This window comes from Aliivibrio sp. 1S175 (genome assembly GCF_001690985.1).
In the GTDB taxonomy this organism is placed as follows: Bacteria; Pseudomonadota; Gammaproteobacteria; order Enterobacterales; family Vibrionaceae; genus Aliivibrio.
Genome location: NZ_MAJS01000015.1, coordinates 14087 through 35025 on the forward strand (window position 1 = coordinate 14087; position 20939 = coordinate 35025).

Consider the following 20939-nt stretch of genomic DNA (forward strand, 5'->3'; position numbering starts at 1 on the left):
CCGCATAAGGAGTTATGCAATGAAAACCATTAAGACTAAATTAGCGATCGCGATTATGGCTGCTGGCCTAAGCTTTAGTGCTGCTGCTGCAGATATTACGGTAGCTTATGATGCTGACCCAGTATCTCTTGACCCACATGAGCAACTATCAGGCGGTACATTGCAACTGTCCCACATGGTGTTTGATCCCCTAGTTCGTTATACGCAAGAGTTCGACTTTGAACCTCGTTTGGCAGAAAAATGGGAACGTGTCGATGACAAAACGTTCCGTTTTACGTTACGTAAAGGCGTTAAGTTCCATTCTGGCAACACAATGACTGCAGATGATGTGGTATGGACATTTAATCGCCTTAAAGATTCTGCGGATTTTAAAGCGATTTTCGCACCGTACGAAAAATTAGTAAAAATTGATGATTACACGGTAGAACTTGTTTCTAAAGGTGCTTATCCACTAGTTTTGCAAACCGCGACTTACCTTTTCCCTATGGACAGTAAGTTCTACACAGGTAAAACTGAAGATGGTAAAGAGAAAGGTGAAATTGTAAAACACGGTAATTCATTTGCTTCAACGCACATCTCAGGTACTGGTCCATTTGTTGTTAAATCTCGTGAACAAGGCGTAAAAGTTGTTTTTGATCGCTTTGATGGTTACTGGGATAAAAATTCTCCAGGTAACGTCGATGAGCTGACTTTGGTTCCAATTAAAGAAAATGCCACACGTGTTGCTGCACTTCTTTCTGGTGACGTAGACGTTATCGCACCTGTGGCACCTAATGATCATAAGCGAGTGAAAAATACGAAGGGCATCGATTTAGTTACATTGCCAGGTACTCGTCTAATTTCATTCCAAATGAATCAAACAAGTAACGAAGCATTAAAAGATGTACGTGTTCGTCAAGCTATCGTTCATGCAATCAATAACGAAGGTATCGTTAAGAAAATCATGAAAGGCTTTGCTACTGCTGCAGGTCAGCAATCTCCTCCTGGTTATTCTGGTTATGACGCTGATTTAGTTCCACGTTATGATCTTAAAAAAGCAAAAGAGTTGATGAAAGAAGCGGGTTACGAAGATGGTTTCAAACTTAGCATGATGGCGCCAAATAACCGTTATGTTAATGATGCAAAAATCGCTCAAGCAGCGGCAGCAATGTTGTCTAAGATCGGCATCAAAGTGGATCTTAAAACGTTGCCAAAAGCACAATATTGGCCAGAATTTGATTTATGTTCAGCGGATATGATGATGATCGGTTGGCACTCAGATACTGAAGATTCAGCGAACCTTACTGAGTTCTTAACGATGACTCGTAATGAAGAAACAGGTAAAGGTCAGTATAACTGTGGTCACTATTCAAACCCTGAAGTTGACAGTCTAATTGAAGCGGCAAACGTAGAAACGGATCCTGCAAAACGCAGTGAAATGCTGAAAACAGTAGAAGATACGTTGTATAACGACGCGGCATTTGTTCCTTTGCATTGGCAGAATCTTGCATGGGGCGCAAAATCAAACATCAATATTCAACCAATTGTTAACTCAATGGAATACCCATACTTTGGTGATTTAGTTGTTGAGTAAATACTAAGTAATAAATTAGGTTGCTTTGAATGAATCAAAGCAACCTTTCTTTGTACTAAATTACAATAAAAAAGTGTTATACCTCCTAAGCTAATGCGAGTTAGTAGGTATTCGGCATGATAATTATCATGTCATTCTTAGGATAGATTAAGGGGACAAGGGATGTTTACGTTTCTGGTCAAGCGCCTGTTTCAGGCTCTGATAGTGATGTTTGTGATCAGTCTGGTTGCGTTTTCCATTCAAGATAACTTGGGTGACCCGTTACGTGAATTGGTTGGACAATCAGTTTCAGAAGCAGAGCGTCAAGCTCTGAGAGATGATCTTGGATTAAATGATCCATTCGTCACAAAGTATACTCGTTTCATTACTAATGCAGTTCAAGGTGACTTGGGCACCTCTTACTTTTTTAAAAAACCAGCGGTTGAGGTCATTCTTGATAAACTCGTAGCGACACTGGAATTAGTGTTGGGTGCGGCGTTAATCATTATTTGTTTATCGATACCTCTTGGTGTGTATTCTGCGATTCATCCCAAAAGTTTTTTTACCAAAGCGATCATGGCGTTTAGTAGTGTTGGTATTTCTATTCCAGTCTTCTTAACCGCAATCATGCTGATGTATGTATTTTCTATTGAGTTAAATTGGTTACCGTCTTATGGGCGAGGAGAGACTTATAATTTATTCGGTTGGGAATCAGGATTCTTTACTATTGATGGTTTAGCGCACTTAGTATTGCCATGTGTTTCTCTTGCTTCAATTATGTTGCCTTTATTTATTCGTTTGGTTCGCTCAGAAATGATCGAAGTACTGAGTTCTGAATACATCAAGTTTGCAAAGGCAAAAGGCATCGCAACAAACAAAATTTATTATCAACATGCGCTTAAAAATACCATGTTACCAGTATTAACAGTGGGTGGGGTTCAAATCGGTACGATGGTGGCTTATACCATTTTGACTGAAACGGTCTTTCAATGGCCGGGAACGGGTTTCTTATTTTTAGAAGCGATTAACCGTGTAGATACACCTTTGATTACGGCTTACGTTATCTTTGTAGGTTTGATCTTCGTCGTAACCAATACGATTGTCGATTTGTTATATGGATTAATTAACCCCACAGTAGATATTACAGGCAAAGGAGCGTAATCATGAACACGACAACTAACCACGTTCCAACGCGTTGGGAACGATTTAAATCATCGGATTTCTTGTACTACTTCTTACGTGACAAAGTAGCAATGTTTAGCTTTGCTGTTTTTGTAGTCTTTGTATTGGGGGCGCTACTGTCACCCGTTCTAGCGCCAACCAATCCATACGATTTAAGTTCTATTGATATTATGGACTCGGAGCTACCGCCATCTTGGATGGAAGAGGGAGATGAGCGTTTCCTTCTAGGTACAGATGACCAAGGTCGTGATGTTTTATCGACTATCCTTTATGGGTCTCGACTGTCATTGACGATTGGTTTTCTAGCGGTAGCAGTACAGCTGACTCTCGGTATCGTTATTGGTCTTTCTGCAGGGTATTTCGGTGGACGAATTGATAGCTTCTTAATGCGCTTTGCGGATGTGCAGTTATCATTCTCAACCATGATGGTTGCGATTATTGTTTCAGCCATTTTTAAAGCCAGTTTTGGAACCGAATTCTTTAGTCAGTATGCGGTGATCATGTTGGTTGTGATTATTGGTATTGCTGAATGGCCGCAATATGCGCGTACTATTAGAGCATCAGTATTGGCTGAAAAGAAAAAAGAATACGTTGAGGCAGCAAAAGTGATGGGATTCCGTTCTCCAAGAATCATGTTCCGTCATATTTTACCTAACTGTTTATCTCCTATTTTGGTTATCTCAACGGTTCAAATTGCCAATGCGATTATGTCAGAAGCAGCGTTATCTTTCCTAGGTTTAGGCCTACCGGTAGATCAACCCTCACTAGGTTCATTAATCAGTATTGGTTTTAACTATATTTTCTCTGGTTCATGGTGGATCACGGCTTTTCCTGGTTTGGTATTAGTTACTTTAGTTTTGGTCATTAATCTACTTGGAGATTGGCTGAGAGACGTATTTAACCCGAAAATTTATAAAGGTTAATATGTTAAAATAAGCAGAAAAGCGATGATTTAGTTCATCGCTTTTTTTTTATCTGTAAAACATGAACAATGTCTTACAAAGGCGAGTATTTGGCTTGTTTTGTTGTTTTATCGGCTAATTTACCGCTTTTACTGGTAATAATTTGCTCAGTTGTTAGGATCATAGGGTGTGTTTAAATATTTTAAAGCGAGTATTTGAATTAAACCAAAACAGAGAGCTAAGGCTCGAAGTGAGGAATAATGAGTAGAAATAAGGACAAGTACAGTATAGATAATACGGATTATACTGTTGGACAGGATAACGTTCAAAAATGGGGATTGGATATTCATAATACCGTCTTCGGTATTAGTGCTGGTTTAATTGCACTCTTCTTAATTGCAGTTGCAGTGACGGATCCAGAAACCGCGAAAACAGTTTTAAATGATTTAAAGTCACAAATTATCAATGCATTTGATGGTTTGTTTATGTGGTCTGCGAACATCTTTGTTGTTTTTTGTTTAGCATTGATTGTCTCTCCATTTGGTAAGATCCGTCTTGGTGGTGATAAAGCCAAACCTGATTACTCGATGATCTCTTGGATTGCGATGTTATTTGCTGCCGGTATGGGTATCGGTCTTATGTTCTGGGGGGTTGCAGAACCTGTTGCTTACTTTACCGGTTGGTTTGAAACTCCATTAGGTGTGGAAGCTTATACTCCAGAAGCAAGACAATTAGCACTTGGTGCGACCATGTTCCATTGGGGTATTCACCCATGGGCTATTTATGGTGTTGTTGCCTTATCACTAGCGTTCTTTTCTTATAATAAAGGCTTACCGCTTTCTATGCGTTCAATCTTCTATCCAATTTTAGGAGATCGTACATGGGGATGGCCAGGTCATATTGTTGATATTCTTGCGGTTCTAGCGACTTTATTTGGTCTTGCTACCTCTTTAGGTCTTGGTGCCCAACAAGCAGCAAGTGGCTTCCAGCACGTATTTGGTATTGAAGGTGGCTTAGGTTTACAAGTTGCGATTATTTTCATTGTTACTTTACTTGCGGTTGTTTCGGTAATGCGCGGTATTGATGGTGGTGTAAAAATTATCAGTAATATTAATATGATCATTGCGATTGTATTGGTTGCTTTTGTTGCTTTGGTTTCGTTCTCTGTATCAATGGGGACAATTCCAACTACTATAATGGGTTATATTGAAAATATTATTCCATTAAGTAATCCACATGGTCGTGGGGATCAAGCGTGGATGCATGGTTGGACAGTGACGTATTGGGCGTGGTGGATTTCATGGTCTCCATTTGTTGGTATGTTTATCGCTCGTGTTTCTCGCGGTCGTACCGTTCGTGAATTCTTGATTGCTGTATTAGTCGTACCAACGGTCTTTACTGTGCTTTGGATGTCGACATTTGGTGGTGTAGCGATTGATCAAGTCATTAATAATGTAGGAACACTTGGTTCTGAAGGGTTAACTGACGCTTCTCTAGCAATGTTCCAAATGTTTGATGCATTGCCTATGGGTAACATTTTATCGTTGATTGCTGTTGTGCTGGTATTGGTGTTCTTTATTACCTCATCAGATTCTGGTTCATTGGTTATCGATAGTATTACCGCTGGTGGTAAAGTTGATGCGCCAATTCCACAACGTGTTTTTTGGGCGTTTATGGAAGGAGCAATTGCCGTTGCTCTACTATGGGTTGGTGGAACACAAGCGGTTGAAGCGCTTCAAGCGGGTGCTATTTCTACCGCACTGCCGTTTACCATTATTCTATTAGTGATGTGTGTCAGTTTGCTTATGGGCATGAGAACAGAGAAACATAACCGTTCTTAATTCTTAAGTGAATAAACAATAAAAAGCCGATGAGAGATAATCTTCATCGGCTTTTTTGTATTTATATTATTTAAACATCTATTTAATTGTTATTGCCATAGCCTTCTAATCGGATCATTTTCTGAGAAATGATGACGAACTTGGGCTTGAAATAATTCAGCGGTTGCAATTGCATCAGTGAGAGCATGATGAGGAGGATAGGCCGGTAAACCATAACGTAATCGACTGTTGGCTAATCGAATTGATTCTGGGCGTTTTCCTTTAATCCAATTTATTAACCCTTTAGATTGCTCTTGTTGGTAATCACCTTCGATCTGCATCGTATCGACGACAGGAAAAACAATCCCTTCGCCAATAAGATTACGCAAGTTGATATCAAAGAAGTCACGCTCGATTTTACGATAATGAACCACGACCACTTTCCCTGCCAATGCATCCAATACTTTCTCTAAAATACGACGTAAATCAGGGGCACCCTGTAAATCTGAATGAGTGATACCGTGAATAACGACAGAGTTTTCTTCTAGGCTATCTTGTGCTTTAACAAACCAATGTTGCGATTCACGACAACGAATACGCTCCAAAGTAAAAGGAACTAAACCAATACTAATGATGCTGTTTTGATTAGCATCTAATCCTGTGGTTTCAAAATCTAAAGCAACAAACTCAATATCTTTGAGTGGTGTTTCTTCTTCGTAAGTACCCGTTTGATAAAATTTTTGAAGACGTTTATCTTTACTGGACTCAAACTTATGAGTAAAGAAAGCTGGCCAATTGAGAATTTCTTGTTGAATGTTCGATATCATCATTCACCCCTTAAAATTTGTTGGCGCTATAGCGGAACTTAAGGAAATTCTGCGCGTTACTCAGTACTTGGAACGCATCTTTTAAGTTTCGGCGTTCAAAATCAGACATATTTTCAGGCTCAATATTATTGTCAGGCTCAATTCCTGCTTCTACGTCTAAGGCTTGGTGGCGTAAGCGAACTAATGAAATTAATTCCATTGCATGATGGAGATCGCTGCCTTTTGATTTAGGTAAAATCCCCGCTTCGATAATATCGTCTAAGCGTTCAAATGAATTTTGAGCCTGAGATCCTATCGCCAATGCATGAACACGGATGAGATCAGCAAGTGGTGCCGTACCGCGACGTTTTAAGTTAATTGAATTATTATGACGGCCGTCTTTTTCCATCACAAAATCTTTAAAGAACCCAAGTGGTGGCGTTCGGCGGAGGCCATTTCTCGCAAGACAAGCAAGGAAGCGATTGTTCTTTTTCGCACGACGAACAATAAAGCCATTCAGTTGTTCTGCCCATTTAGTTCGGCCATAAACGCCATTTAAATCGAAGAAGATAGAGCTGTTTAATAATGCTTGAGGATCTGGATTATCAATCCAATCAGCAAAGCATTCTTCCCATTCCGATTGGGTTTTACGCCATTCAGGATTGGTTGCCATGATATCGCCAGTACAATAAGTATAGCCACACGCGGCTAATCCATCACAAACAAAAGCAGATAAGGCTTTAAAATAATCACCGTGCTCAGCTTCATTGTAGTCATTATCTAAAATAATCGCGTTATCCTGATCAGTAACAATCAGTTGTTCATCGCGAGCCATTGACCCTAATGCTAAGAAACAATAAGGCACAGGCGGTTGACCAAGATCTTCTTCTGCAAGTTCTAATAAACGTTGTTTGAAGCTGCGACCAATTTCAGACATCGCACTTCCCACCATGTGAGAGTTAGCGTCTTCATTAACCATTCGAAGAAAGCAGTCTTTTAGTTGGCTTGAAAGAATGACTAAATCTTCGATGGTTTGCTGTTGGAAGATACTGCTTACAAACAACAGACTATTTTGAGATTCGTAACGTACGATGTCAGAAACCTCAAGAACCCCGATTGGTTGTTTGTTGCGAAGAACAGGAAGATGATGCACGTTGTAGCGCAGCATCATCAGCATCGCTTCAAATACATAGGCGTTGTGATCGAGTGAAATAAGCTCTGTCGACATAACTTCAGAAACCGGAGTTTCGAAATCTAATCCGCAGGCAAGTACCTTTGTACATAAATCTCGGTCGGTAATAATACCGACAAAGTCGTTATCTTCTTCATCAGTATCGATTTCAGGATCGGTAATTAAAACCGCAGAAACATTCTCTTCAGCCATTGTTTTAGCCGCTGATTGAATCGTTTCATATTTTGTGATCATTACCGCTTCACGAGTCAATAATGTTTTCACTTTCGAGGTGGTTAAATCATTCGCATCATCATGATTACTTTCTACCGCTTGCTTTAGACGAGTGGCGTCTTCCACTTCAACAAAATCTGAAAATTCATCATAACGTTCACAATAATCATCAAATACAGATTCAGGGATACAATACAGAAGAGAATCATTGAGAGCTTTGGCTGGGAAACGAACTTTATTATTCATTAATAAGCCCATTTGTCCAAAAATACTGCCTTCATCTAGTCGGTTATAGAGCTCGCCATTACGACGATAAACTTCAATGACACCACTGCGGACCATGTAGAGATCTTTAATCTCATCACCAAATCCAATGACCATACTTTCTGCACGATAGTATGAAATTTCAACGCTTTCGGCTGCTTCTTTTATCGCCTCTTCTGGTAATAAACTGAACGGAGGGTATTGTGATAAAAAATGTTGGATTTCTAACAGTTCAACTTCCATGTGTCACTCAACGTAAATAAAGGAGGATAGACTATAATTTTAGTTTATCGCCTTATGGATAGCTATTTTAATTCTATTAAATTGAGTGATATTAAGGCATTGGAAATCGGTTCTCGGATCTGAAACTGAACTTTTGTTATGCTGATAATATTGTTAAAACTTGCTTGGGGAAGTCTAGTGACTAAATTAATAAAAAAAACGGTAATAACATTAGGAGTTCTCGGTAGTATCGCAACGATAACAAGTGTATCTGCGAGTGAAAAAGCGACAGAACATGTGGCCTTAAATAAAGGTATATTGTCAGCGGTTTGTTTTCCTAAAGAAGAAAATCGAAATGAAGGGCATGTCTTGTCTGAATCTTGCCCGATCGGTGAAGGGTTATGGGGACGAAAACCAGTAAAGCAGCAAGCAGGGGGCAGGGAATATTGGATTCAATGTGGTTTGTTTAAAAAAACGTTAACCAAAGAAGCGATTGAACAAATACATCGAGCGGTAGATGCACCCATTAATATGAAAAAAGAAGAGGGAGTTAACCGCTGCTTAATTGGTCCTTATCTTGATTACTCTATTGCGAGTAAAGAGCTCACAGCATTACAAAATCAGCGATTGTTTAAACAGTCAGGATTACGTGAAGTTGATCTTTCTACTGTTGTTAAGTCAGATGCAGTCGCTGAAGAAGCAATCGAACCACAACCCGATCCGATTACGATCCGTAAAGCAACCATCATTAATCAAGTTCATTTTGCTGTGCCGTTCATTGATAATGGAAATGAAGGTTTTTACATGGAAAATAAAATCCCTTGGCTCAGAGCTACGGCACAAAATGCTCAAACCGTTTGTCAGAAAATAGACATGGAGTTATTGACTAAAGAGCAATGGAAAATATTGATTGATTCAACGATAATGACGAAAGATAAATGGCCAATGCAACTACCTTATTGGGGGGCTAATACTATTGGACTCTTTAAGGATGGCGCAGTCAGAAAATTAAAAAACACATCGATGTTGAATGTGGTGTGTACGAAAAAAACAGAGGATAAAGTCGTTGGAAATCCAATTTAAAGGTCGTTGGGACAGTAAGTCTCTGGCGGAGAATTTACAAGAAGCATTAGAAACCCTAGAAGAAGAGTTTGGTGTAAAAGCGCTATCAGATATTTCATTAAATATTTGTTTAGAAGATGAAAACAAAGAAGAATTGGCCTTATTAAGCCCAACAGGTAGAGCATTAGATTTAATTGTAATTAATAATCCTAAAGATGTGAATGACGGACAGAAGGCGTCAGTGTTGGAGTTTAAGCCGCGTGGGTAAACATGGTTTTTAAAAATTTGAGTTTGTAGATAAAAGAAACCCCGGTGATTACCGGGGCTTTTGTTGGTTAATTATAGTTAGTCTTTTTTGAAGCTAAACATAATGTCTTGATATTTACCTTCGTGAGCTTCTTTTACCTCACCGTGTAGAGTGTGAATGCCTAGTGATATGTCTGAGTAACTTGTGAAGTCAACACCACATGAATCACCTTGTGGGTAAAAATTAATATTAGGTGTGTAACTATTTGTCGTGTCATCCCAATTTCCCCAAGAGATAGGGTACTCAGAGATTGAATAGCCATCAAATGAGTAAACTTTTTTTACTAAATCACATGACATATTTTTGATGAAAATATCGGCATCAGTAGAACCACTTTCACACATATCACCTGAGCAATTTTGATCAACACTGTTCATCGTTGCATCAACTCTTAATGGTTGAATATTACCGGATTCATCTGTGAAATAAATTGTATTTTCAAGTTGGTTAATACTGTTATCGTCAAGTTTGTGCAACTCAGCCATAATTGAATCTACAGAGTCTGGAGTTGTCGACGCTGCATATGAATATAACCATGAGTATGGTTTTTCATCGACCTCAGCAGGAGGAGTCATAGTTTCCTTAAGTGTAGTAATAAATTTATTATCAAACATTTTTGCAGATAAATAGATATTACCTTGTTCCATTAAAGGATTTCCATTGGCATCAAGAACAAGCTCACCGTTATCATCGCGGTATTCTTCTTCCATTTGTAGGTTTATAACGTGATAGCTATCAACGGTATATTTGCCAAAAGATTCAAATCTTTCATCGATATTAGGTTGCGTATCTTTACTTATGGTAGGACACTCATCAAAAGTTGCTACTGTGCGAATTGATGAGAACATTTCACCAGTGCCTGTATTTGCACCATCGCTCATAAAGTAACGAACTTCACATGAAACACCAGAACCTAAGTATTGACCATCTTCACTATCGATACCTTCAACCGCAGATTCATAAAGGAAGGTGTTTTCCATGCTGACATTATTTTCAGGCTGAGGTGGTGGAATCACTTCATCCGCAGGCTTAACATCAGGCAGAGTAATTTTTACCATTTTAGAAATGATTTCATTTTCAGCATCAGGGTTAATGCCTGCTGCTACGTAGAAATAACCGCTTTTGGTTGCTTCTGTCGGTTTACCTAAAATAGTTAAAGTACCAAGGCCGTTTACTTCATCCGTATGAACTCGAACCCCAGGAATCGTTGTGTAATACTCGTGGTTGTTTTTTAATTTTTTATCAAATTCTAAACCAGCGTAAAATTCAACGTCTCCACCTACATTTGAATTAAAAATCGGTGTGATATCTAAATCTAGCCCATTAAGATCAATCTTTTCACCGACAGTTAAATCAAGAGTATTGATTTTATCTTGCAGTAATTTTACTTCGTGATCATTAATCTCGATTGCTTCAACAATGGCCGGAAGGTCAAGTTTAACTACGTCACTACTTAAGCCGTTATCCGCAGTCGCTCTTAGTTGAATAAAATATTCACCTGCTTTTGCTGTGCTGGTTGGGCGACCTGAAATTAGAATCTTATTTGTAGTATCATCTAACTTAATTGTTAGGCCATTTGTATTTGATGATAATTCAATAGTTTTAGCAGCGTCATTAAATAAGGCTGTAGCATCAAGTACGATACCATCTGGCACAACGAAAGATTGACCAACAACGAACTCTAAATTAGAAATAGAATCTTGTAGGCTGATAACTTCATTGTTATCTACTGTTGGAGCTACAGCGCCAACTTCTGCTCTCACATCAAATGAGAAGCGAGCAGTTACTTTTGAATCAATATTTAGTTGATCCGCTTCTGGGTGAAAAACAAGAGAAAAGCTACCAGCTTCTGTTGGAACTCCTGAAATTACTAATTCGTTGTTAATAATCTCAAATTCCATACCTTTAGGGATGTTACTTGTATCTGTTACAACAAGAATCTCAGTACCATTAATATCTTTATCGCTAAATAAGTCGGCAACAGAAATAGATAGTAGGGCTGTTTCTTTTGGAGAGAGAGCTTGTTCTAAATTTAGTTTATCTAATGAGTTTTGGATCTCATTGTATTTATCAGCATTAACTAATGTTTTATAAGTCGTAGTTGTTGGCTGTGTGATATTGTCGACAGCTACAGATGTATCGATTACTGGTTTATAAGTTGGGTCGGTTAATTTATCTGTGTTTAATGTTTCAGCTGTTTCCATTGCAACTTTTGCAATAGCATCAATTTTTGTTGTGTAATTATCACCAACTGCCGTCGATTTTGTTTCTGTCAGAATTTGTGCTGTTTTATGTAAAACAGGATCTGATTTAGTGAAGTCAGAGTATAGTTTAGTTGTACAAGCTTCACCTGTTACTTTCTCCGCACCGAATAATGAGTCACACACTTTTTGTTCAGCAGTTTTGTCCGTTGAATATACAACGGCTGGTTGCAATGCAACAAGGTCAGTAATTGGTGAAATTACGATATTCTCGCCATCTTGTTGAGAGCGGAATACAACCGAGTGCTCCATTGGTTGGCCCGGTAAATCCATGTCTGTTGTATAGGTATCAAAATAATCAGATGGAAGTTTATCTTCAGCTAAACGTTTATTTTCAGCATTAGTTACACGTTGAGCAAGTTGCTGATCAGAAAATTTCCCAGTCATATCACCAGGCTTTAATGTTTGTAGAGCAATAGTGCCTGTTGATAGGTCAGTGCCTTTAGGTAACTTGATTTTACCATCGATATCAGTCAAGCCAAACACTGTATCAGTTTCATCAAGCTGACCTTTAGTACCAGCAAGACTATCGCTATCAAGGAACACAACAGCGTTGTTAAAATAACCATCAAAACCTGTAATAACGATACCACCAGCTGAAGGTGTACCTGTACCTGTATTGGTATCTGAACCACCATCTGAGCCGCCACAACCCACTAACGCTAATGCCACTGACGCTGCTAATAAACTTATTTTTTTCATTTTCAATAGTCCTTTTTGAAACGAGAACTAGCCGATTCCCATTCTTAATAATTTAGTTATATGAGATAAGCCTATTATTGGCTTTTTATTTATGCGCGTTTTTACGTGTAATTGTTCCTACTTTCAATACACGGAAAATACGAAAAAAACCGTAAAATTTATTTTTCTTTTTTATCAATAGCACTATTGGTTTTTTGGAATGAATCACTCATATTTCTGCTCAAAATAATCAATGGATTTAAACGATGAGAAAAATATGTTGGCTAGGCCTATTACCGTGTTTTGTAATGGCGCAGGAAGAAGATAAAAATTACGGTTATTCGTATTTTACGTTCGGGTTTGAAAATGTGATGTATGAAGAGTATTACGGTACTCTTCAATCAAAAGTGACGATCACAAATCCAGTACTAAATAGTGGAGGGTTGTACTATATCAATGAGGATTTTGACTTTTCGATAGATGCTTTAGCGTCATTTTCACCGCAAAGTGCTCAAGAAGATTGGAATAATAACAGTCAACTTATGCAGACCAATCAATTTGAATATTTAAAAACGGCAACCAATATTCAATTGCATTATAAAATGACAGACGAGTGGAGGGTGATTGGTGGTCCCGCGTTAACCTACCAAACATACACTCGTTATGGCATGAAAAATCACAACGGATTCACTAATAAAGTGTTTTATGGCTCATGGGAAGAAACCTCGACAGATATCTTTGTCGACCTGGGTTTAGCTTATGATAATGGCTCTTTATTTGGTGATGATAAATGGAAGATCAGTGGACGAGCTGTCTTTGGTATACCGATTTATAGCGTGACTAAAAATACACAATTTGAAGATAATACATTTAATGATTTTGGTGTAAGAACTTCAATTGAAGGTACGGTTAGTTATGAGGTTATGCGTGGCCTTCATTTAGGTTGGTATGCAATGTTGGGTTATGAAAAACGCTTTGAAACAGATAAACAAAAAGTACAATTTGAAACGTGCGTAACGATGATTGATGGAGAATGTACTGAGCGGGAGATGAAGAGTGGATACGCAACTTTACCAGAAGCTGATACTTATACGTTTAGTACTGGTTTACAAGCGATTTGGAGTTTTTAGCCTATCATAGGAAAAATTCTAATTAATTGAACTTTAATCTATATTTAATGAAATTAAACCCCGATCTTCACCGGGGCTTTATTTACTTTATTTCATAAAGAAAGGCTAATCTTTTAAATTATTAAAACTAAAAGAAATTTCCTCATATTTAGCCGCGTACGGTGTATTGACTTCACCATATAAAGTATGAATCGCAGAAGAGAGTCGTGATTGGCTTGAAAAATCCACATGGCAATCACTGCCTTTATCTTCATATGTAGTCTCTAAGTCCCACATCATTGGATTTCCCATAATGGAATAGTCAGCGGTAAATGAATAGATACTGGTCGCTTGGTCACATGTCATATTATGTAAAATTAAATTAGCATCAGCACTGCCCGCTTCACCTGCTGGTACGCTAGAGGGTATAGAGGCCGTCACGCTTAATTGCTGTGGTTGAGCATCATCATCTAAAAAACTCACCTGACTGTTAATGTCGGTATCGAGCGGGTTAACGAGCACCGAATTAATGATTTTAGTGGATAAATAACCAGTATTGAGGTTATACATACTTTCATAACCCATGCTTTCGCTGTTATGCATTAGTAAATGTGACTCATCATTAATGGTTATCTCTTGGGCTTGATAAGTTATTGTCATAAATTCACCATCCTCTTCTAGCTCAAAAGTAATGCGGTTTGAGGGCTGATCTCGCGTATATTGACCATAATTCTCAAACCCATTACTTTCACTTGGGATAGTGCTTTCAGAAAAAACAGGGCATTGGCTATAACTCTCTAAAATACGAGCATAAGAATAGAGGCTTGAATCCGTAGAGTTAAAGTAGCGGATCTCACACACCACACCAGCTCCAAGGTGATTACCTGATTCATCTCTTAATGATTCTATGGGCTTGATATAAATAAAGCGATCTTCAAGGTCGGCACCGTTAGTTATTGTTGGTGGTAAGTAATTAGATTTAACTTCTGGAAGCGTAAAAATGGCATCTACATGGTCACCTTGCTTATCTACACCAGAAATTATTAGCGTTTTTCCTGCTTCGGCCGCATATAAAGGCGTGCCCTCAATCGTCATTGATGAGGTATTTTGATCAAAAGACTGAAGCCCGCTAATATCAATGCGCTTTAACTCAACATGGCTAAAGGTATCTGTCGGATTATTAAATAATGAGTTTAATAGTAGGGTGGTACGAAACGGCTCATCAACAGAGAGATCCCACTGATTAATCTTAGTTTGCAGTTGCGCGTGTTTCTCTATATTAACACTGAGGTTATTATTATCTTGAAGAATAGTTAATTCAAACGTGACGCTGGTCGTGGACACGGTTTCATAGCTATTTTTAGGGTTATCAATCGTGCCTAAATTAAGCCCAATGTCATCCATAGTTAAGATGATAAGGTGTTTTCCTCCACCTGAAACTAGGTTCGTCGGTGATAATTTAAGGTTGCTACCCCATAGAATACTTGCAGTAATACCTGTCGCCGATAAGGTTGGGCTATAAAGGGTGATTGGCGATGCGTTACTGCTGTTACCGAGGTCGATATCGTTATTAAATAAATCGAAAAGAGAAGCTTCAAACCCGTCAAAAGCGGTGCCCTTTAGTGGGCTTGGTAAACTTTGTTGTAAATAGGCCGCAAGACTAGGGTTTATGGTTATGGATGCATTACATACTCGCTCTCCTTTGGCCGTTACACTCAAGGTTTGTTCTGCGATGCTGCACTTAATAGGATTATTGGCTAACTGACTTGCGGTTGATGCAATAAGTAATGAGTTCTTTTCATAGGCTATTGGGTCACTGATTTTAGTCGCAGTTAAATACTCTGCGGTATCTGTGAGTACAGTATTTTGTTCATTGATAAAGTGGGAGAAAAGGGGGCTTTTTTCTGTGTTTGTGATCCCTAATTCTGATTCAACCTTATTTATTGCGTTTTGCTTTAGTATCACTTCTTCTTTGGTTGTTCTTGCCTGATTTCTCTCTTTATTCATCTCAATTACCACTAAATCAGTCAGAGATGAGATGATTTTTTCGTTGTTAGGGGTGCGTAAAACCAACGTATTATCTTGCGATTTAACGGCGAGATCTCCCGTTAGCTTGGTGGTTGACGGTAAGCGAAATTTACCTTTCATGTCCGTTGTGGTTAGTGTTGGCTCTGAATCCGTGCTTTGCATGCCATCATGGTTTATATCATCAAAAATAATGGCGTTTGGCATTGCTGGCACGGTTTGATGTGCAGTATCAAGCAATAGGTCATCGTTACACCCTGTTAAGGCGAAAAGAATAGTAACGGAAAGAATGCGTTTTTTTATCATGAGTGTCTCTATTATTAGTCTTATTTATTTGGGTCGTGATAAATCAAATTTAATTTAAGCTCTTCCACCATATGAGCGTATTCAGGTTTTGGCTTGAGAACGTAGCTGTAGACTTCTCCTTCTACAAATTCATGGTAGTCATCGTAATCTAAATCGAGATAAACAAATGTCTTATTGATGCTCGTGTCAGTTCTCATCTCACATTCAATCGGACTGCCATTGCGGTCATCTAAGGATGTGGAAATGATCTCACTGAATTCACCTGGGCCACCCATCGTGGAGCTTTGATAAAAATAGGTGATGTCTTCGCATCGCATATCATGGGTTTGAGAGTTAATGTTTAAATCCGAATCAGATTGATAATAAAGTGAATCAATTTTCCTATTATCAAAAATGTAAATGCCAGCGGTTACCGGTAAATAAGTGTATTTATTTTGTATGGTTGCATCCTGGCTATTCCGTACAGGTAAGAGGTATTCAAATTTTTCCATTTGATATTGCTCCTGCCCGGTAGTGATATTTAAACGACTCTCCATTGCTGTTTTGTCTTTTAATAGCGTATATGTCTCAACATGTTTACCGCTGGACACGGTGGCTAAGTGGCTTTCTCCTTTCCCCTTTGTTGAGAGGTATGAATGTTTGATATCCCAAATTAGATTGGTATCAAATACCGATCGATTACTGATCACAACCAACGTCTGACCTTCTAAATGATAGGTACCAATTTGCTGTAATTGCGCATCATCAGGGCAGGTTTGCTTCGTTGTACTTTTGGCATAATAGGCTTGGTCATTGATAAATTTAAAGGCTTCACAATAAACCGTCTCATACTCAAATCCTTCATCTAAAAAGAGATAACTACTTTCTAATCGGTACCATATTTGGTCTAAGAGAGGATGTTTTTTCTCTGTGATTGGAGCGTCACCGAGTGTTGGAAGATCAAAACTAGCGTGCACCCAAGCGTCTTCATTATCGCCATGTTGCTCATCTCTGGCGGAGATAATAAGTGTGCTTGGCTGCTCACTTGGTTTTGGTATTCCAGTAATGAGCAGCGCCCCTCGGTTTTTGAGACGTAAGCCCTCAGAGAAAAAAGTCACACGAGTAGTTATAAAGTCGCTCTCAGCATCGATAAATAATCCGTGAAAATTAAATACATAATTCACAGGTGTTGATTCAGTGAACTCCCAATGGTTTAAGTGTTCTTGAAGGCGTTGTTGTATATTTTTATTTATCTCTGGTTTTTGATTTTTCTGTGAAAAAAATTGTTTATTTTCTAATGGTGTTGAGAATGCAATTGATGAGTGAGCATCACTTAAAAACGAGGCTAGAGGCACCTCTGCCTCATTGTTTTTATTTGTAGAGATAGCTATAGGCAGTAGTCTTGATGTTTGTTGTTCTTTCTTTTTTGTAATTATCCCATCAGAGCTTGAATGCATTTGGCCTATCATAGGCCAGTTGGTTGTTTTTGTTTTATCTGTATGATTCTCTTCGTTTTTAATTGTATTGGTCGTTTGTTTTTTTTCTGTGCTTGACGTCGGATCCATATAAAAAAAACAGCCGCTTGTGAGTGAAATAATGGCAAAATTAACCCAATAGATAGACGATAATGAAAAACGAACAGCCATTTTAAAGACCTAAAAAGTAAGAGGGGCGACAAGAGAAAAGTAATGGGTTTATGCCATTCTTGACTGTAACCAACAACGAGAGAATTTGAGGTCCTTTTCAATCAAACTGGCGCTACACTCTAAGAGTGAACAAATTTCTTTGTTTTGTAAGCCCATTAAATATTTGAGTTTGATGACATTCGATTGACGAGGATATCGAACACTAAAGGTATCTAGCACTTTATCCATGATGACAAATAACTCAAAACGGTCATTATCTTGTTCTATAGTGGTGGTCTTTTGGCGTTTTTTTGCTTGTAAAGTGCGCGCATTATCGATCAGAATTTGACGCATAATTTTAGCGGCCATGAGAAAAAACTCACGCTTTGAGCTTATATCTTCCAGGTCAGAATGAGACAACTTGATGTAAGCATCATGAATTAAAGCGGTGGTGCTGTTCATGCTGTCATTGATTACATTATTATTGTCACCGTATTTTTCAGCAATACGTAAACGTTCTTCTTTGGCAATGTGGCGTAGGTGTAGATAAGCAAATTGATATAATTGGTTTTCTGCCCCTTTATTACCTGATTGCCATTGATGAATTATTTGAGTTAATTCAGATGAGTTTGTCATTATGTTCGTCCTGTTATTTTTCTAAACTCTGAGATCCGGAAAGTATGCATCTCTTCTACTCCATTAGGATATCTATGTTTATTTTGTTGATAACGATAGAGTAAGCCTTGATCCCATGTCGCACCGGCAGGAAGATATTCCCAGGAGGTGTACTGTGGTTTTTTTCCTTTTTCATGCCAACGAACAAGTAAATTCATTTGCTCTAACTCTGCATAAGGTGTTGAATTTTGCACCCACCACATGTCGCCATACTGGTTGGTTACATCATTCGAGTATGAGGCACGGTTAGTCGGGCAGTTCTCTTTTTTCGACGGCGTAGTAAATATTTTTTTATCTTCAATAAGTAAGCAAGATTGCGTTATTTTTTCATCTTCATACTGGGTTTGCTGCCAAATACCTTCAAAGGCGATACTGCTGCCTTTCTTCTTTTCATAAACAAAACCAAATGACTCGCCTACATTAAAGTATTTAACATGTTCGTTTTTCCCTAAGCCTTGTGTTTTGCTCATGTATAGTTGAGTTTCAGGGTCAAAGTTCATGGCGATAGAGCGGTATTTCCAGTCGTCTTCGTCTTTGCGGTTTTCTACATTAAAACCATTAAGGTCGTTACGTGTGCAGCCTGATGCAGCACAGGCAATCAGCCCCCCCCAGCCTAAGGTTTTTTTGATTGGGATTTGGTCATGGGTTAAGGCCTTTTCTTTTATTAATTGGCAGCCTTGAAAGTAATCACCAATACTCGGGTATTGTGTGAGGTACTCTTTTCCGACTGAGTATTCAATTTTTCCTAGTGGTGGAGAGTATTTAGGGTGATTTTTGTATTTTAAGTCGTAATAGCAGCGACGCCCTCTCCAGTCTTGTTTTTTAATGTAAATAGCAATTAAATGTTTATTTAAAGGACGGTAAATGATCTCATCAGAGGTGAAGTTTTTTTCAATGTAGCGCTGACTTTGGTTGAGGTGCTCTACCGCATCTTCAATCGATACTAAATCTATATTTAATTGCTGCGCAGATTGGTCAAGCGTAGAGAGATCAATATTTTTTAATTGTTGTTGAAATGCGGTATCGGATAAGGCTTGGCTAGCTAAGATGATCTCGTCACGGTTATTTGGTGTGCTGTCTAATGAGAGCAATAAACGGGTAAGGTTGATGCTTTTACTTGGTGTCGTGCTAGCTAGGGTTGGGGTGATCACCTCTTGAGCAGACAGTGTACTAATTAAATAACCAGAATTATCCTTACCAAGGAAAAAATGCACCACATCACCCGAGCGGTAATCAAAAGCGCCTTTATTAGTGACACCTGAGAGATTTGAACTGGTTTCGTAATAGAGCCCAGTAACAGGGGAGTCAATAAAAAAGCCCGTTTTTACTTCCGAATTGGCGTGACTGACAGTCGTGATACTTAATAGTATAAGTGGAATCCATTTCATTTTTTTCATGGTTTATTCTTCTAAATATGACGCATTATGTGGTTTGGTTTGGCTATTTTCTATGGATCTTTTGGGTGCAGGAGTCATCATCGCCAACAACATTTTTTGTTTGATATGGGTCGGTAAGTCGGGATTTGAAAGAATTCGGCGACGAGTCAGCTCTAAGATTGACCCTACAGTAACTTGCGCCGATCTTGTTCCTTTCGCATGAAACAGTAAACGAGTCACTTCATACATCATATTTTCTGCAATTTGTTTTTCTTGTTCTAATTTTTGGTTTTGTAAGACCAATACAATAGAAAAACTGAGGCTTAATATGATTAATGCACTTGCCAATAATGATTGTAATGGTCGACGTTTTATCAAGCAGCGTAATGTATACAATGGCGTGTTTTTTTTACTTGTTAGTGGCCGATATTCTATTATTCGGGTTATCTCTTGACGCAGTTCAAGTACAGAAATATAGCGTTCGCTTGGCTCGGTTTGGGTTGATTTTTGTTGTACGGCAAAAATGTCAGAATTAGGCATTTCATTCGGAAACAACAAGGTTAAAATTTTACCCATTGAGTAAATGTCACTCTGTTGTGTTAAATAGTCACCTGCTTTTTGTTCTGGACTAGCGTATTCCTTACTGTAAGCAAGTACATTCATGTTCGTACTCACTTGATGTTGAACTTTTTGCGTTAAATTAAAATCGATTAATTTTGGTGTTCGTTGTCCATCAATTAAAATATTTTCAGGCTTTAAATCCGCGTGTAATACTTGATGTTGATGAGCATGTTCAATCGCTTCACAAATATGTTGAAAAAGCACCAATTTTTGTTTTTTTGAGGGCGCTTCGCTAATAAGATAACTATCTAAGGTGTGGCCATGAATTTTTTCCATGACCACATAAACGTATTCTTCATATCGCCCACCATCAAACACTTTGGCAATGTAAGGATGATTCAGGCGAGCTAATAATTGCGCTTCTTCAAAAAGAGCGTGCTTACTTAATACGTTATTTAATATAGGCTGAATGAATTTAATAGCTAATTCTTGCTCGAAGGTATCATCTGCACGATGCGCAGAATAAACCACTCCCATACCGCCACGACCCAATTCATTAGTAAGTTTGTATTTATCAATTATTTGATGGCTAAAATCCCAATCATTAAGATCTGTTTTTTGGATGGTAAATTGAAACAGTTCAGCAATTTGATCGGATTCTTCATGCTCAAGAAGAGGTAATATCTCTTGGTATAGTGCAAGGTTTGTGATTTTAAGTTGCTGTAAATAATCCTGCTTTTGTGCAGGATTATAATCCATTAACTGATAGAAAATTTCAGTTGTAGTGCTACCTAGTGCCATGTGTATATTCTTATTATA

At 38.4% G+C, this 20939-nt stretch carries 15 protein-coding genes; 7 read left to right on the forward strand and 8 right to left on the reverse strand.

Annotation, left to right across the window (positions count from 1 at the left end; all coding sequences use genetic code 11):
• The first annotated feature begins 19 nt into the window (after positions 1-19).
• From A6E06_RS07895 to A6E06_RS07910, 4 genes are all read left to right on the forward strand, one after another.
• Positions 20-1573 carry an ABC transporter substrate-binding protein gene (locus tag A6E06_RS07895; RefSeq protein WP_065593256.1) on the forward strand — a complete coding sequence of 518 codons (1554 nt, stop codon included), beginning with the start codon at positions 20-22 and terminating at the stop codon, positions 1571-1573.
• Positions 1574-1735: 162 nt separating this feature from the next.
• On the forward strand, positions 1736-2713 hold the full coding sequence (locus tag A6E06_RS07900; protein ID WP_065593257.1) for an ABC transporter permease: 978 nt from the start codon (positions 1736-1738) through the stop codon (positions 2711-2713).
• Positions 2714-2715: 2 nt separating this feature from the next.
• Complete coding sequence (locus tag A6E06_RS07905; RefSeq protein WP_065593258.1) at positions 2716-3657, forward strand: ABC transporter permease; 942 nt, start codon at positions 2716-2718, stop codon at positions 3655-3657.
• Between the two features lie 239 nt (positions 3658-3896).
• Positions 3897-5477, forward strand: a complete 1581-nt coding sequence (locus A6E06_RS07910) for a BCCT family transporter (RefSeq protein ID WP_065593259.1) — start codon at positions 3897-3899, stop codon at positions 5475-5477.
• A gap of 89 nt (positions 5478-5566) precedes the next feature.
• Here the strand turns inward: A6E06_RS07910 and A6E06_RS07915 are convergent, their stop codons facing one another.
• Both A6E06_RS07915 and A6E06_RS07920 read right to left on the reverse strand, forming a co-directional pair.
• Positions 5567-6283 carry a 3'-5' exonuclease gene (locus tag A6E06_RS07915; RefSeq protein ID WP_065593260.1) on the reverse strand — a complete coding sequence of 239 codons (717 nt, stop codon included), beginning with the start codon at positions 6281-6283 and terminating at the stop codon, positions 5567-5569.
• A gap of 10 nt (positions 6284-6293) precedes the next feature.
• Positions 6294-8174 carry a DUF294 nucleotidyltransferase-like domain-containing protein gene (locus A6E06_RS07920; protein ID WP_065593261.1) on the reverse strand — a complete coding sequence of 627 codons (1881 nt, stop codon included), beginning with the start codon at positions 8172-8174 and terminating at the stop codon, positions 6294-6296.
• Positions 8175-8351: 177 nt separating this feature from the next.
• Between A6E06_RS07920 and A6E06_RS07925 the strand changes: the two genes are divergently transcribed.
• Together A6E06_RS07925 and A6E06_RS07930 are read left to right on the forward strand one after the other, a co-directional pair.
• The gene (locus A6E06_RS07925; protein ID WP_065593325.1) at positions 8352-9236 is read left to right on the forward strand and encodes a hypothetical protein; all 885 of its coding nucleotides are present in this window, start codon (positions 8352-8354) and stop codon (positions 9234-9236) included.
• Complete coding sequence (locus A6E06_RS07930; RefSeq protein WP_065593262.1) at positions 9220-9483, forward strand: hypothetical protein; 264 nt, start codon at positions 9220-9222, stop codon at positions 9481-9483. Before A6E06_RS07925 ends, A6E06_RS07930 begins: the two co-directional genes overlap by 17 nt.
• A gap of 77 nt (positions 9484-9560) precedes the next feature.
• On the opposite strand, the gene A6E06_RS07935 is transcribed toward A6E06_RS07930, so the two are convergent.
• The gene (locus A6E06_RS07935) at positions 9561-12485 is read right to left on the reverse strand and encodes a hypothetical protein (protein ID WP_065593263.1); all 2925 of its coding nucleotides are present in this window, start codon (positions 12483-12485) and stop codon (positions 9561-9563) included.
• Positions 12486-12730: 245 nt separating this feature from the next.
• On the opposite strand from A6E06_RS07935, the gene A6E06_RS07940 reads away from it, so the two are divergent.
• Positions 12731-13594, forward strand: coding sequence for a hypothetical protein (locus A6E06_RS07940; protein WP_065593264.1), 864 nt, complete (start codon positions 12731-12733; stop codon positions 13592-13594).
• Between the two features lie 105 nt (positions 13595-13699).
• Here the strand turns inward: A6E06_RS07940 and A6E06_RS07945 are convergent, their stop codons facing one another.
• Genes A6E06_RS07945 through A6E06_RS07965 form a run of 5 tightly spaced genes read right to left on the reverse strand, consistent with a single transcriptional unit; the run spans position 13700 to position 20921 of the window.
• A complete protein-coding gene (locus A6E06_RS07945) occupies positions 13700-15904 on the reverse strand; it encodes a hypothetical protein (RefSeq protein WP_065593265.1) in 2205 nt (734 codons plus the stop codon).
• Positions 15905-15924: 20 nt separating this feature from the next.
• The gene (locus tag A6E06_RS07950; RefSeq protein WP_065593266.1) at positions 15925-17529 is read right to left on the reverse strand and encodes a hypothetical protein; all 1605 of its coding nucleotides are present in this window, start codon (positions 17527-17529) and stop codon (positions 15925-15927) included.
• A gap of 48 nt (positions 17530-17577) precedes the next feature.
• Positions 17578-18144, reverse strand: coding sequence for an ECF-type sigma factor (locus tag A6E06_RS07955; protein WP_065593267.1), 567 nt, complete (start codon positions 18142-18144; stop codon positions 17578-17580).
• The gene (locus tag A6E06_RS07960; RefSeq protein WP_065593268.1) at positions 18144-19580 is read right to left on the reverse strand and encodes a chromosome partitioning protein ParA; all 1437 of its coding nucleotides are present in this window, start codon (positions 19578-19580) and stop codon (positions 18144-18146) included. The genes A6E06_RS07955 and A6E06_RS07960 overlap by 1 nt, the downstream gene beginning before the upstream one ends.
• 3 nt (positions 19581-19583) lie before the next feature.
• The gene (locus A6E06_RS07965) at positions 19584-20921 is read right to left on the reverse strand and encodes a serine/threonine-protein kinase (RefSeq protein WP_065593269.1); all 1338 of its coding nucleotides are present in this window, start codon (positions 20919-20921) and stop codon (positions 19584-19586) included.
• Positions 20922-20939: the final 18 nt, after the last annotated feature.

Coding starts and splice junctions, on each gene's coding strand:
- A6E06_RS07950 (WP_065593266.1), bottom strand. CDS start 17,529: ATGGCTGTTCGTTTTTCATTATCGTCTATCTATTGGGTTAATTTTGCC.
- A6E06_RS07960 (WP_065593268.1), bottom strand. CDS start 19,580: ATGAAAAAAATGAAATGGATTCCACTTATACTATTAAGTATCACGACT.
- A6E06_RS07910 (WP_065593259.1), top strand. CDS start 3,897: ATGAGTAGAAATAAGGACAAGTACAGTATAGATAATACGGATTATACT.
- A6E06_RS07945 (WP_065593265.1), bottom strand. CDS start 15,904: ATGATAAAAAAACGCATTCTTTCCGTTACTATTCTTTTCGCCTTAACA.
- A6E06_RS07915 (WP_065593260.1), bottom strand. CDS start 6,283: ATGATATCGAACATTCAACAAGAAATTCTCAATTGGCCAGCTTTCTTT.
- A6E06_RS07955 (WP_065593267.1), bottom strand. CDS start 18,144: ATGACAAACTCATCTGAATTAACTCAAATAATTCATCAATGGCAATCA.
- A6E06_RS07895 (WP_065593256.1), top strand. CDS start 20: ATGAAAACCATTAAGACTAAATTAGCGATCGCGATTATGGCTGCTGGC.
- A6E06_RS07965 (WP_065593269.1), bottom strand. CDS start 20,921: ATGGCACTAGGTAGCACTACAACTGAAATTTTCTATCAGTTAATGGAT.
- A6E06_RS07940 (WP_065593264.1), top strand. CDS start 12,731: ATGAGAAAAATATGTTGGCTAGGCCTATTACCGTGTTTTGTAATGGCG.
- A6E06_RS07900 (WP_065593257.1), top strand. CDS start 1,736: ATGTTTACGTTTCTGGTCAAGCGCCTGTTTCAGGCTCTGATAGTGATG.
- A6E06_RS07935 (WP_065593263.1), bottom strand. CDS start 12,485: ATGAAAAAAATAAGTTTATTAGCAGCGTCAGTGGCATTAGCGTTAGTG.
- A6E06_RS07905 (WP_065593258.1), top strand. CDS start 2,716: ATGAACACGACAACTAACCACGTTCCAACGCGTTGGGAACGATTTAAA.
- A6E06_RS07920 (WP_065593261.1), bottom strand. CDS start 8,174: ATGGAAGTTGAACTGTTAGAAATCCAACATTTTTTATCACAATACCCT.